The organism is Onishia taeanensis (genome assembly GCF_013349955.1).
In the GTDB taxonomy this organism is placed as follows: Bacteria; Pseudomonadota; Gammaproteobacteria; order Pseudomonadales; family Halomonadaceae; genus Onishia; species Onishia taeanensis_B.
Map to the genome: position 1 here is coordinate 384379 of NZ_JABVXC010000002.1, position 12905 is coordinate 397283.

A 12905-nucleotide genomic window follows, 5' to 3' on the forward strand; every position below is an offset into this window, starting at 1 on the left:
CCGGCGGCAAGCGCCATCGACCGCGATAGAGGACAAGCCGCCAGCAAGGGTTAGGCGGGCGTCGCCGCCGGCGCACCAAGCATGCCGATCAGCTCGCTTGCCAGGGCGTCCGGCGAGTAGGCACCGGCAGGGTCATACCAGCGCACCGTCCAGTTCAGGGCGCCGAGCACGAAACGCGAGACCAGAAACTTGTCACCGCGGATCAGCCCGGCCTCCAGGGCGTCGCCTATCACCTCCTGCCAGAGCTGTTCGTAGGCATCGCGCAGGTGGCCAAGGTGGTCACGAGAGGCTTCGTCCAGCCGCCGCCATTCGTAGAGGGCCACCACATGGGCATTGCGGTCGGTGAGCAGGGTCTCGAGGTGCGCACGCGCCATGGCATGCAACCTGGCCTCGGCGCCTCCGTCGCACTGCGCAAGGGCCTCGTGAGCGATGGACAGGGCGTTATGGGTGCCCTCTTCGATGACCGCACAGAGGATTTCCTGCTTGTCGCGGAAGTGATGGAAGAGGCTGCCCGATTTAATGCCCATTTCCTGGGCCAGCATGCGCACGGTGGTGCGATCGAAGCCTTCCTGAACGAACAGTTGGGCGGCGACGCGAATCAGTTCCCGGCGCCGCGGCGAGTTATTCACTACATTCATCGCATTTACACTAGCGCTTGCTTGGTTAGCCTTGAGAAAACCATAGCCCCCATCTGCGGTCAACGGCTCTGCCCCGCGACCGCCAAGGAGTCATACCATGTCCACTTCCCACGAGATCGTGATCCTGGCCGCCACCCGCACGCCGATGGGCGGCATGCTGGGCAGCCTGTCGAGCCTCACTGCGCCTGAGCTCGGCGCTACCGCTATCCAGGCCGCCCTGTCCCGTGCGGGCATCGATGCCGCCGCCGTCGACGAAGGCATCTTCGGCTGCGTACTACCGGCCGGGGTCAAGCAAGGACCGGCGCGCCAGGCGATGCGCCAGGCCGGGGTGCCGGATGCCATCGGTGCCACCACAATCAACAAGCTGTGCGGCTCCGGCATGAAGGCCACCATGCTGGCCCATGACCTGATTCTCGCCGGCAGCGGTGAGCTGGTGCTGGCGGGCGGCATGGAGTCGATGTCCAACGCCCCTCACGTGCTGACCAAGGCCCGTCGTGGCTATCGGCTGGGCCATGGCGAGCTCAAGGATCACATGTTCTTGGACGGCCTCGAGGATGCCGAGACCGGGCAGCTGATGGGGGTGTTCGCGCAGAATATCGCCGACCAGCGCGGCTATAGCCGCGAGCGCATGGATGACTTCGCGATCGCCTCTCTGGAGCGCGCCATGACCGCTCACGAGGCCGGGCACCTGGCCGCCGAGTTGACGCCGGTCACGGTCAGCGGTCGTGGCGGTGACAGCATCGTGGATCACGATGAGCAGCCCTTCCAGGCGCACCTCGACAAGATTCGCGACCTGCGGCCGGCCTTCGCCAAGGACGGTACCATCACCGCCGCCAACGCCAGCTCGATCTCCGATGGCGCCTCGGCACTGGTGCTGGCCAGCCACGAGGCCGCCAAAGCCCACGGCGCCCGGCCGCTAGCCCGAATCCTCGGCCACAGCACTCACTCCCAGCATCCCAGCGAGTTCACCATTGCCCCGGTGGGTGCGATCGGCAAGCTGATGAAGCGCCTCGACTGGACGGTGGATGACGTCGACCTCTTCGAGATCAACGAAGCCTTCGCGGTGGTCACCCTGCTGGCCATGGATGGGTTGGACATTCCTCACAACAAGGTCAATGTGTTCGGCGGCGCCTGTGCCCAAGGCCACCCCATCGGCTCCACCGGCTCGCGGATCATCGCCACCCTGATCAATGCGCTGCGGGTCACCGGCGGCAAGCGTGGCATCGCCAGTTTGTGCATCGGTGGTGGTGAGGCCACCGCCGTGGCGGTCGAGCTGCTCGACTAGCCGCCAGCCAAGCAGTGCTCGATCACTGCGCGCTACAACGTAAAAGAGGGGAAGCCGGTTGGCTTCCCCTCTTCTCTTTCAGGGCTAGGCAGTTTCAGGATTCATACTTCAGGAACCGTGTGTCAGTACCCGGTGCGTATTGGGCCCGCGACTTAGCCGTAACGGCCGGTGATGTAATCCTCGGCTTTCTTGGTATGCGGGTTGGCGAACATCGTCTTGGTATCGTTGTACTCGACCATTTCCCCCAGGTGGAAGAAAGCCGTGTAGTCCGCCACACGTGCCGCCTGCTGCATGTTGTGGGTCACGGTGATGATGGTGAAGTCCTGCTTGAGCTTGTCGATCAAGTCCTCGATGGTCGCCGTGGAGATCGGGTCCAGCGCTGAGGTCGGCTCATCCATCAGGATCACATCGGGTTGCACGGCGATTGCCCGGGCGATGCAAAGACGCTGCTGCTGGCCACCGGACAGGGAGGTGCCGGGCTGTTGCAGCTTGTCCTTGACCTCGTTCCACAGGCCGGCCTCGCGCAGCGCCTTCTCCACCAGCTCGTCCTGGTCGGCCTTGCGGCTCACCAGATCGTGCATGCGCGGGGCATAGGCGATGTTCTCGTAGATCGACTTGGGAAAGGGGTTGGGCTTCTGGAAGACCATGCCAACCCGACGCCGCAGCGCGACCTCGTCCATCTTGGCCTCGTTCACATCGCGACCATCCATCTCGATCAGCCCCTCGAGATGCACGCTGGGGATCAAGTCGTTCATGCGATTCAGGCAGCGCAGGAAGGTCGACTTGCCGCAGCCCGAGGGGCCGATCAAGGCAGTTACGTTCTTCTGGAAGACATCGACGTTGATGTTCTTCAGCGCCTGGGTCTCGCCGTACCAGAGGTTGAGATCGCGTACGCGAATGCTCAGCTCGTGGTGGGCCTGCTCGTTGCGAGTAACCGGCTGGCCGGTATCGTGACCTGACATGGTGACTCCACGGTCGGCAACTTTCATATCCATAGTGACGTATCCTGTTGCAAGTGCCGGTCGGTTACCAGCGACGTTCGAATTTCTTGCGCAACACCACGGCCGTTGCGTTGAGAGTGATCAAGATGGTCAACAACACCAGAATGCCGCCGGCGGTCCTCTCGGTGAAGGCGCGATCCGGCTCACCGGCCCAGGTAAAGATCTGCGCGGGCATCACCGTGGCAGCCTCGGTAAAGGTCGCCGTGACATCGGGAATGAAGGCCACCATGCCGACGATGATCAGCGGCGCCGTCTCGCCCATGGCCTGAGCCAGACCGATGATCGAGCCCGTCATGATGCCCGGCATGCTGACCGGCAGCACATGGTCACGCACCACCTGCCAGCGCGAGCAGCCCACCCCGAAGGCAGCATGACGGATATCTTCCGGCACGCTGCGCAGCGCCGTACGGGTAGCGATGATGATCACCGGCAACGTCATCAGCGCCAGCGTCAGGCCGCCCACCAGCGGCGAGGAGCGCGGCACACCGAAGAAGTTGATAAAAATCGCCAGACCCAGCAGACCGAACAGGATCGAGGGAATCGCTGCCAGGTTGTTGATATTGATTTCGATGATCTGAGTGAAACGGTTGTCAGGAGCGAACTCCTCGAGATAGACCGCCGTCATCACGCCGATCGGGAAGGCCACGGCAAGCGTCACCAGCAACGTCATCACCGTCCCCATCGCGGCAGAGGCGATACCGGCGAGTTCTGGCATCTTGGAATCGCCGCGGGTGAAGAAGTTCGTGTTGAACTTGAGTTCGGCACGTCCCTCAGAGGCGAGCTGGTCGACCACCGCCTGCTCGCTGGCGCTCAGGTTGGTGTGATGGCCCTTCAGGTATTGGTCGACCTGGCCATCGGCCAGCACCCATTCCATCCGGGAGGTGCCGAGCAGATCGGGATTGTCTTCCATGCGCCCCGGGATCAGCCGCAGGTAACCGCGGCTGACCAAGGGACGCACGTCCTCATTGACCGCCGCCGGGGGAATCTCCTGGGCCATCTCGTTGTAGTCGACCTGCACCTGAATCTGGGCCTGCTGAAACGCCGGCAGCCCCTTGATCAGCATGTCGGTAAAGAAGAACACCAGGAATAGCCCGGCCAGGCCAAGGGCGCCCATCGACATCCACTTCAGTCGAGCGGACTTGCGATGGCGGCCCTTGAGCTGAGCGCTGATATCGTCGAAGGATTGTCTCATTGTCCGATTGGCCTCAATCGATCACAGGTTATTGGAGCGATACTTTTCGCGGAAACGACGGATCATGATCACCGAGACCATGTTCAACGTCAGAGTCACCACGAACAGCACCAGACCCAGGGCGAAGGCCGATAGCGTTTCGGCGCTGGCGAACTCCTGGTCACCGGTCAACGCCGCGACGATGCGCACCGTCACCGTGGTCATATCTTCCAGCGGGTTGGCGGTCAGGTTGGGACGCATGCCGGCCGCCATCACCACGATCATGGTCTCGCCCATGGCCCGCGACACGGCCAGCAGCGAGGCTGAGATGATGCCCGGCAGGGCGGCCGGCACCACCACATCTTTGATGGTCTCGGCACGGGTCATGCCAAGCGCCAGCGAGCCCTGACGCATGCTATCCGGGACCGCATTGATGACGTCATCGGAAAGTGATGAGATGAAGGGAATGATCATGATGCCCATCACGATGCCCGGCGCCAGGGCGTTGCTGAAGGAGGCCTCCAGCCCCACCATGCCAGCGAGGCTCACCACCAGCGGCGCTACGGTAATCGCGGCGAAGAAGCCATAAACCACCGTCGGGATACCCGCCAGCACTTCCAGCACCGGCTTGGCAATGGTGCGCACCTTGGCAGGTGCATACTCGGACATGTAGATCGCCGACATGAGACCAATCGGGATAGCCACCAGCATGGCGATCAGGGTGATCATGAAGGTACCGGCAAACAGGGGCACCGAGCCGAACTGAGCGGCCGTGGCGCCCTCTTCGGCGCGACCCGCAGCGGCCAAGAAGCTCGCACCGGGGTTCCATGTGGTACCGGTGATGAAATCCCAGAAACTCTGCATCTGGAAAAAACGAATCGCTTCGGAAATGATCGAGATCAGAATGCCGAAGGTCGTAAAGATCGAGATCATCGCCGCACCGGCCAGCACGAAGCGAATGGTTCGCTCGATGGCCTTGCGCGCATGGAAATCAGGGCGTACCTGCATCATTGCCACCATCATGCCGCCGGCGGCGACGACCAGGCTGGCGGCCAGCAGGTAGGGTGTGGGGATCTCTGCCCCCATCAACAACAAGGCGAAGGCGCCAATGGCCCCCACTGCCACCGCCGGCCCGGCAGTGGCAAGGGCCGCGAACCAAGCATATTGGTCGGGCTGTGCATACATCGCGGTACCACTGGCACGCACCTTGGCGGCCTTGGCACGGCCCATGAAGAAGGCTATCAGCCCCAACACCAGCAAGGCGCCGCTGAATAGCAGGATCAGTTGGTTAGTCTGCATGGGAAGCTCTCAGTCAACGGGGCTCGGCAAAACCAGCTTGCCGGAACGTACAGAAGCCGGCAGCTCATCGCTGCCGGCCGATTCAACCATCAGGCGACGTTGTCGTTCACTTGATGTCAGACAGTTCCAGAGTCTTGTGGTTGGCCACTTGCTCACGAAGCTCGGCGCGCATCTCCTTCGGAGCCGGGATCAGGCCGATGCCCTTGAGGTAGCCCATGTCACCGATCATCTTCTCGCTCATGAACAGGTCGGCGTACTCGTACATGGCCGGCACATCGTCAGCGTGCTGGTTCTTCACGTAGAAGAACAGCGAGCGAGACACCGGGTATTCGCCGCTGCCGATCGCCTCGGGAGTCGGTGCCACACCGTCGATATTGGAGCCAATCAGGGTGTCGCCGTTCTCTTCCAGGAAGGAGTAGCCGAAGATACCGAAGGCATCAGTGTTCTCGGACAGGCGCTGAACGATCAGGTTGTCGTTTTCACCGGCGTCGATGTAGGCGCCATCGGAGCGGATGTCGGTGTAGGCCTCACCACCGTAGGCTTCCATGTCCTCAGAAGCGGCTTCCATCACCAGCTCTTCGAAGGCATCGCGGGTGCCAGAGGTAGTGGGCGGACCGTAGACGGCAATTTCACGAGCCGGCAGAGACGAGTCGATCTCGTTCCACTGGGTGTAGGGGTTGTCGACCAGTTCGCCATCGACCGGCACCTGGGCGGCCAGCGCCATGAACAGCTGCTCGCGAGTCACGTTCATCGCGTCATTTTTGCTGGACTGGGCAAAAGCAATGCCGTCGTAGCCGACCATGGCCTCGGTGATATCGGTAACGCCGTTCTCTGCACAGCGCTCGAACTCGGAAACCTTGATACGACGCGAGGCGTTGGTGATATCGGGGGTATCATCACCTACACCGTTGCAGAACAGACGCAGACCACCGCCGGAACCGGTGGACTCGATGACAGGCGTCGGGTAATCGGTAGTGGCACCGAACTCTTCTGCAACGTAGCTGGCAAACGGATACACGGTGCTGGAGCCGACGATGCGCACTTGGTCGCGAGCCTGAGCGGCAGTCGCAAAGCCCATGACGGCGGCAGCAATAGCGGTGGTCTTGAGAATACGGTTCATGCAGGTAACTCCTGTCGATGAGGGTGTTCAACCTTCGCGACACATAAGATGACGCAAGTAGATGACAACTTCGTGACATGCGAGACATCTTCGACACGCTAGACCAACGCACCCACTACCGCCAGGCTGCACAGCAGCATTAACCCTCGTACTAGCGCCTGTCGCCTGCCTGGCAGAGCACCTCTCGAACCTCGCGTCACCCCCTCGCACTCACCGAATCGCCGCTGATATGCCCCTACCACTTCACATCATGTCCACTTCACATCATGTCACCGGGTATTGGTATTTCTTCCCACCAAGAACCTGAGGCCCAGGTTACCCAGGGTCGAGACACCCAGCATGGTCAGCACCATCGGCCAGGGGCTCTCGACCTCGAAGGCGCCGACCAACACCCCAGCCAGGGCACCGCAGGAAAATTGAATGCTGCCCAACAGTGCCGTCGCAGTGGCGCTCATATGGCTGAACTTTTCCAGCAACGAACTCATGGCATTGGGCGTAATCAGACCGACCTGCCCCATGAACAGCATGATCAGCGGCACCACGGTATAGAGCGAATCCTCCCCCAGGGCCACGACAAGCACCAGACTAATGGCCGCCAGCAACTGTACCCCGAGCCCCAGGCGCAAATTCTGCTGAGGCGAGCGGTACCGCAGAAGAAGGATGTTGAGCCGATTCGACGATGCCATGACCACCACATTGGCGCCGAACACCACCGGATACATGGCAGGCGACAGGCCGTAATAGTCCATGTACAGAAAGGGCGAGGCGGTGATGAAGGCGAACATGCCGGCAAAGGCCATCGCCACCGCACAGATATATCCCATGGCCTCGCGGTGGCGAAAAACACTGGCGTAGTTGCCAAGCACTTGCCGAAAGGACGCCGTGGGCTGGTCCGGCGAGCGCGTTTCGGGCAAGCGCGTGCCGAGCAGCCAGCCAAGGAAGGCGGCATAGACCGCCAGGAACACGAAGATCAGCCACCAGTCAGCCAGGTACAGCAGGCCACTGCCCACGGCCGGGGCGGCCAACGGCGCCAGCATCATGATCATGGCCATGGTCGACATCACCTTGGCCGCTTCGCGACCGCTGAAGCAGTCGCGCACGATAGCCGCCGAGTTGACCACACAGGCACCACCGCCCAGTGCTTGTATGAAGCGCCATACCCACAGCGTTTCGAGCGAGCCCACCTGAGTGATGGCCAGGCTGGCCAGGCAGAACACGAACAGGCCAGTCAGCAGTACCGGCTTGCGCCCCAGACGATCAGACATGGGGCCGCCGGTCAGTTGGCCGATGGCGAAGCCGAACAGAAAAACGCTGATCGACAGCTCGGTGTGATGAATGCTCGCTCCCACGGCTTCGGCCAACGCAGGCATAGCCGGCAGGTAGGCATCAATGGCAAAGGGTGCCAGCGCCGTGTTGGCAGCCACCAGCAGGGCCACTCTTCGGGTACTCAGTGTCAAAGGATGCTCCTGAGAAAAAGTGAGCGAAAAACAGGGAAAGCCAAAAAATAGCGGGCTAAGGATAACCGATCCATCGCGACACTGCCGCCCTGCCCCGCCAATACCGTTGCCAAGGTGCAATCCCCGGACGTGTGTCAGGCGTACCAGGTTCATGACCTCAGGCTGTCATACTTTGCTGATAAATCAGGGAGCTATCATCAAGCATTCCTTTGAGTTCCGGGCACACGGAGCCGAGGCCTAGCGGCCCATCACACAGCAGGGGACAGACAGCAGCATGCGACTCTTCGACAACATGACGGTCAAACTCAGTGGCTCATTGGTACTGATTGCCTTAACGCTCATGCTACTGGTCAGCGCGGGTCTCGGACTCTTCGCCAACCATTACAGCCGCCAGGCCTTCGGCACGCTCAACCAGATCAACGTCGAACAGGCTCAGGCCCTCAACCATGCCTATGTCGATATTTTGCGCGCCCGAGTGGAGTTGAACCGGGCAGCCCAATTGATCCGCAAGCCTTCATTCGACCGCCCCGGACCGGTCATCGAGCGCGCCGAAGGCCTGATGAGCTCGGCCGAAAAAGCCTTTCAGAATTTTCTGGCAATTCCTCCCCAACCGTCTCAGGCCGAACCCATCGACACCCTCGAGAATCACTTCCAATCGCTGCTCAATACCGGCCTATCGCTGCAGTTAATGGTACTCAAGGAAAACGACGTCGGCGCCTATGACTCCGGACAGTCCCGGGTGAGCGATATGAGCAAGGCCTTTATGGAAAGCGCAGACGCCTTCTTTGCAGCCTCGCAGGAGAGCGGCAACGGCCTCGCCGCACAGTTCGACCGTATGGGCACCTGGATGAACACCGCCATGGGCGGCGCCGTGGCCATCACGCTGCTGCTCGTGCTAGTGACCGTATGGGGCGTCACCGTTAACGTCATCCGGCCGCTGCGCCGACTCATCGCGCACTTCCGCCACATGGCAGCGGGGGATCTTTCCCAACCCATCGAGACCAAGGGCAGCAATGAGATCGGCCAGCTTTATAGCGAGCTTTCCCGCATGCAACAGTCACTGGCGAACACGGTCGGCCGGGTGCGCGAGAGCAGCAAGACCATTTTCGACGGCGCCCAGCGCACCAGCGAAGGTAATCAGGAGCTGTCCTCACGTACCCAGCAACAGGCCTCGTCCCTCGAGCAGACCGCGGCAAGCCTCGACGAACTGACCGCCACCGTGGCGCACAACGCCGACAACTCTCGTCAAGCGGCCAAATTCGCCGACGACGCGAGCAGCAAGGCCCGCGCCAGCGGCGAGGTGATCAGCAACTTCGTCGACACCATGGGCGAGATCAATGACCGCTCGACGCAGATTCACGACATTATCGCTCTGATCGACAACATCGCTTTCCAAACTAACCTGCTGGCCCTGAATGCCTCGGTGGAGGCCGCTCGGGCCGGCGATCACGGCCGCGGTTTCGCGGTCGTGGCAAGCGAAGTACGCTCGCTGGCCTCACGCAGCGCCAATGCCGCCAACGACGTGCGTCGCCTGATCGACGACTCCCGTCAGAGCCTCGAGCGTGGCAATGCCCTGTCGACGGAAGCCAGCCAGGAGATGGAGACCGTCATCGCGGCGGTCGGTCAGGTCAACGGTCTCATGGAGCAGATCGCCCAGGCCTCCGACGAGCAGCACCGTGGCATCGAACAGCTCAACCAGGCCATGAACCAGATGGAGACCGTCACCCAACACAATGCCCAACTGGTCGAACAGGCTTCTAAGGGAGCGATGTCGCTTGAAGATGAGGCCGAGCAGATGCGCCGTTTCGCCGCCCGCTTTACGACAAGATCGAGCACGGAAGCCGAAGGAAAGTCGCCATCTTCGCATGCTGGGCTGGAGTCAGAGGCCGCGCATATCGAGACCCAGCGCGACTGGGTTCCCCGAGTCGTCGCCGATGAAGCCCCCCAGGCGTCAGGAGCAGATACACAGCGCGACACCGCCTTGCTACAGTGAAGGCCTGACTCACTCGACCATTCAGGATGACCATGACACAGGACAAGTTGACACAGCTTAAAGCCGTGACCACGGTGGTCGCGGATACTGGCGACCTGGACGCCATCGCCCGCTTCCAGCCTACCGATGCCACCACCAATCCTTCGCTGATCCTGCAGGCCGCTCAACAGGAGGGCCGCCGCACCCGACTGGCGGAGCTGGCTCGCCAGAGCACCGATATCGACGATGCTTTGGACGCCGTAGCGGTCGACATCGGCAGCGAGATCAGCGCCCTGGTGCCAGGCTATGTGTCCACCGAGGTCAGCGCTCGCTTGTCCTTCGACACCCAGGCCACCCTGGCTCGCGCCCATTCGCTGATCGAACGCTACGAGCGCCGTGGCGTCGGTCGCGAACGCATTCTGATCAAGGTCGCGTCAACCTGGGAAGGCATTCGCGCCGCCAAACAGCTCGAACGTGAAGGCATTCGCACCAACCTGACCCTGCTGTTCAGTTTCGCTCAGGCGCAGGCCTGTGCCGATGCCGGCGTGACGCTGATTTCCCCCTTCGTCGGTCGCATCCTCGACTGGCACAAGGCCCGCGAGCCCGAAGCGGACTTCAGTGGCGCCAAGGATCCCGGTGTGCGCTCGGTGCGGGCCATCTATCAGCATTACAAGGGACATGGCTACAAGACGGTGGTGATGGGTGCGAGCTTTCGCAACGCCGGTGAGATCGAAGCCCTGGCCGGCTGTGATCGCCTGACCATATCGCCAAAGCTACTCGAAGAGCTTTCCAAGGACAACGGCCCTCTGCCCCGCTGCCTAAGTGCAGACGACGCCGAGAGTGCCAGACCGGAAATGCTGGACGAGGGAGATTTTCGCTGGGCGATGAACGAAGATGCCATGGCCACCGAAAAGCTCGCTGAAGGTATCCGCAAGTTCATGGCAGACCAGCGCAAGCTGGAGACGCTGCTGGCCGAGCTGCGTAAGTAGCCGCGCCACCACCCAGATAGTCTTGTCGCTGTGGCCATCTCGTCTCAAGCAAGCCGCAATGAAAGAGGGCCGGTCGCTATCGACCGGCCCTCTTTATATCGGCTGCTTATATCGGCTGCGTTTTACTTGGCTGCTTTACATCAGCCGTGGCTTATAATGACCGCTCTTGGATGGCCTTTTATGACGACAGCGTCACTACGTAAGCCAGCTGCAGGACCAGCCAAGTGGGGTCACTATGGCTCGCTCGGTTGGCGATGCTGCTCTTCGAGCAGTTCCACCAGCGGCTGAAACTCTTCGCGATTATGCTCACTCATATGCATCAGGATGCGATGTGCCTCGAGAATACGCTCCTGAAGCACCCGTTCATCAGCGTTGACCAACGGCAGGTCCGCAAGCTCGGAGGTTTCCTGAATGGGTGTCTCAACCAGGGTGAAATAGTCACCGAAGCCCATCACATCGAGCATCCGCCGTACATCCGGATTATCGACGACAATGGTCGGCGGCTGCTCGAGCCGGTCGCGCACGGCAAGCGCCACCTTGGCCAGAAAGCCCAACGCCGTGGAGTCCACATTGGTGGCCTCGCGCAGATCGACCATCACGGTTTCCAAACCAGGCATCTCGGCCAGCCGCTGTGCCTGGCTGTCCAAGGTCGCACTCAAGGTCAGGCGCACGTCACCGGACAGCTTGAGGATGAAAACCCCCGAATCGATGGCCGCCTGAAGTCGCCCTTCATTCTTCATCATGGTAAAAACCGCTCAACGTCATGATCGTCAGATCGTCAGGCAGCTCCTCGTACCCCGGCGCGTGCCCACTGATGGTTTCCTCGTCGTCCTCGGGAAGCCTGCCGAGTGACAGGCTGGTCCGCAGTGCTGCCAGATCGTCACAGGCCAGCACCAGTCGCTCGAGCTCCTTGAGCCGCCCGTCAAGCGTCCTGCCTGACAGGTACTCCAGTACTCCATCTGAACATAACCATAATCGGAAGTTTTGCGGCAGCGCACAACTCAACGTTGGATATTTCACATTCGGGAATAGTCCGACCGGCATGCCTTCTCCCTCAAGCGGAGCAACGCTGCCCTCACTGACCAGTAATGGCATCGGCAACTGAGCCCCCAGCGAATAGTGCAGCTGGCGAGTCTCGTGATCGATGACTCCCACGAACATGGCCATATGTTTGCCGATACCCGTATCCAAAAGCTCACGATTCAGGCTCGCCAACCAGCCCGCTGCCAGGCTCTCGGGATTGGCACCGTCCCACTCTCCCAGCCAGCGATTGCACAGGTACTTCAGCAGCACGGTGACAAAGGCCGATGAAGCGCCATGGCCGGAGACATCGGCAAAGTAGAAAATGCTGAAACGCGCATCAAAGCGCTGGTAATCGAGAAAATCGCCGGACAAGTACAGCGATGGCGCCAGCCAGTAATCACAGGTCACGCCATCCACGGACAGCGGACGGGGAGGCAGCAGCTTGCGCTGGATATGGCCCCCGGCCTGCTGATCCAGGCGCAGCATTTCCAGATGCGTCTCCAGACTCTCGTTGAGCTCGGCGAGACGTTCGCGATCGCGCCGATTCTCCTCGGCCAGCCGGTGATTCTCGATCACCTTGGCGATCATACGGCGCAGGATATCGCCATGACGCAGTGGCTCGATGATGTAATCGACCACCCCCGCATCGACGGCCTTGAGCAGATCACTGTCGAGACGACTGTCGCTGACCGCCAGCGTCGGCAACCGGGCGGTCAAGGACGACCAGTCGCGGGTCGGCACGGCGCGCACATGGGCGACGACCAGCTCGGTCTCGCTTGGCAGTTCCTCTGGCCGTTCGGTCGCGATCACCGCAAACGCGCCCTTGGCAACCACCTCGGCCAGATCATCTCGTGCCTTGCCGGGCAGGTCGAGCACGCCGATCAATATTCTTGGGCTGGCCATGCACTCCGTCCCCTTATCCCTAAACAGATAACCGCGGGAGGGCGCCC

11 protein-coding genes are annotated in these 12905 nt (G+C 61.3%); 3 read left to right on the forward strand and 8 right to left on the reverse strand.

All coding sequences use genetic code 11. From position 1 onward, the window contains the following. Nucleotides 1–50 precede the first annotated feature (50 nt). Nucleotides 51–638, reverse strand: coding sequence for a TetR/AcrR family transcriptional regulator (locus HUS66_RS04640; protein ID WP_175069768.1), 588 nt, complete (start codon nucleotides 636–638; stop codon nucleotides 51–53). 97 nt (nucleotides 639–735) lie between these two features. On the opposite strand from HUS66_RS04640, the gene HUS66_RS04645 reads away from it, so the two are divergent. Then, nucleotides 736–1923, forward strand: coding sequence for an acetyl-CoA C-acyltransferase (locus HUS66_RS04645; RefSeq protein ID WP_175069769.1), 1188 nt, complete (start codon nucleotides 736–738; stop codon nucleotides 1921–1923). Nucleotides 1924–2075: 152 nt separating this feature from the next. Here HUS66_RS04645 and pstB read toward each other — a convergent pair whose 3' ends face one another. The 5 genes from pstB to HUS66_RS04670 all read right to left on the reverse strand — a co-directional run bounded on the left by pstB (nucleotide 2076) and on the right by HUS66_RS04670 (nucleotide 7971). Beyond that, nucleotides 2076–2912: a phosphate ABC transporter ATP-binding protein PstB gene (gene pstB, locus HUS66_RS04650; protein ID WP_425340070.1), complete on the reverse strand. Its 837-nt coding sequence runs from the start codon at nucleotides 2910–2912 to the stop codon at nucleotides 2076–2078. 37 nt (nucleotides 2913–2949) lie between these two features. Further along, entirely contained in the window at nucleotides 2950–4116 is a 1167-nt protein-coding gene (pstA, locus tag HUS66_RS04655) for a phosphate ABC transporter permease PstA (protein ID WP_175069771.1), read from the reverse strand. A 21-nt stretch (nucleotides 4117–4137) separates the two neighbouring features. After that, nucleotides 4138–5394 carry a phosphate ABC transporter permease subunit PstC gene (pstC, locus tag HUS66_RS04660; protein WP_175069772.1) on the reverse strand — a complete coding sequence of 419 codons (1257 nt, stop codon included), beginning with the start codon at nucleotides 5392–5394 and terminating at the stop codon, nucleotides 4138–4140. A gap of 106 nt (nucleotides 5395–5500) precedes the next feature. Further along, nucleotides 5501–6514 carry a PstS family phosphate ABC transporter substrate-binding protein gene (locus tag HUS66_RS04665; RefSeq protein WP_175069773.1) on the reverse strand — a complete coding sequence of 338 codons (1014 nt, stop codon included), beginning with the start codon at nucleotides 6512–6514 and terminating at the stop codon, nucleotides 5501–5503. 269 nt (nucleotides 6515–6783) lie between these two features. Beyond that, complete coding sequence (locus HUS66_RS04670; protein ID WP_175069774.1) at nucleotides 6784–7971, reverse strand: Bcr/CflA family multidrug efflux MFS transporter; 1188 nt, start codon at nucleotides 7969–7971, stop codon at nucleotides 6784–6786. A gap of 274 nt (nucleotides 7972–8245) precedes the next feature. Here HUS66_RS04670 and HUS66_RS04675 point away from each other — a divergent pair, with 274 nt between their 5' ends. Together HUS66_RS04675 and tal are read left to right on the forward strand one after the other, a co-directional pair. Continuing rightward, nucleotides 8246–9964, forward strand: coding sequence for a methyl-accepting chemotaxis protein (locus HUS66_RS04675; protein ID WP_175069775.1), 1719 nt, complete (start codon nucleotides 8246–8248; stop codon nucleotides 9962–9964). A gap of 32 nt (nucleotides 9965–9996) precedes the next feature. Further along, a complete protein-coding gene (gene tal, locus HUS66_RS04680; RefSeq protein ID WP_175069776.1) occupies nucleotides 9997–10932 on the forward strand; it encodes a transaldolase in 936 nt (311 codons plus the stop codon). A 233-nt stretch (nucleotides 10933–11165) separates the two neighbouring features. Here tal and HUS66_RS04685 read toward each other — a convergent pair whose 3' ends face one another. Both HUS66_RS04685 and HUS66_RS04690 read right to left on the reverse strand, forming a co-directional pair. After that, on the reverse strand, nucleotides 11166–11675 hold the full coding sequence (locus HUS66_RS04685) for an STAS domain-containing protein (RefSeq protein WP_175069777.1): 510 nt from the start codon (nucleotides 11673–11675) through the stop codon (nucleotides 11166–11168). Beyond that, nucleotides 11662–12858, reverse strand: a complete 1197-nt coding sequence (locus HUS66_RS04690) for a PP2C family protein-serine/threonine phosphatase (RefSeq protein WP_175069778.1) — start codon at nucleotides 12856–12858, stop codon at nucleotides 11662–11664. Before HUS66_RS04690 ends, HUS66_RS04685 begins: the two co-directional genes overlap by 14 nt. Nucleotides 12859–12905 lie beyond the last annotated feature (47 nt).

Coding starts and splice junctions, on each gene's coding strand:
- HUS66_RS04640 (WP_175069768.1), bottom strand. CDS start 638: ATGAATGTAGTGAATAACTCGCCGCGGCGCCGGGAACTGATTCGCGTC.
- HUS66_RS04645 (WP_175069769.1), top strand. CDS start 736: ATGTCCACTTCCCACGAGATCGTGATCCTGGCCGCCACCCGCACGCCG.
- pstB (WP_425340070.1), bottom strand. CDS start 2,912: ATGAAAGTTGCCGACCGTGGAGTCACCATGTCAGGTCACGATACCGGC.
- pstA (WP_175069771.1), bottom strand. CDS start 4,116: ATGAGACAATCCTTCGACGATATCAGCGCTCAGCTCAAGGGCCGCCAT.
- pstC (WP_175069772.1), bottom strand. CDS start 5,394: ATGCAGACTAACCAACTGATCCTGCTATTCAGCGGCGCCTTGCTGGTG.
- HUS66_RS04665 (WP_175069773.1), bottom strand. CDS start 6,514: ATGAACCGTATTCTCAAGACCACCGCTATTGCTGCCGCCGTCATGGGC.
- HUS66_RS04675 (WP_175069775.1), top strand. CDS start 8,246: ATGCGACTCTTCGACAACATGACGGTCAAACTCAGTGGCTCATTGGTA.
- tal (WP_175069776.1), top strand. CDS start 9,997: ATGACACAGGACAAGTTGACACAGCTTAAAGCCGTGACCACGGTGGTC.
- HUS66_RS04685 (WP_175069777.1), bottom strand. CDS start 11,675: ATGATGAAGAATGAAGGGCGACTTCAGGCGGCCATCGATTCGGGGGTT.
- HUS66_RS04690 (WP_175069778.1), bottom strand. CDS start 12,858: ATGGCCAGCCCAAGAATATTGATCGGCGTGCTCGACCTGCCCGGCAAG.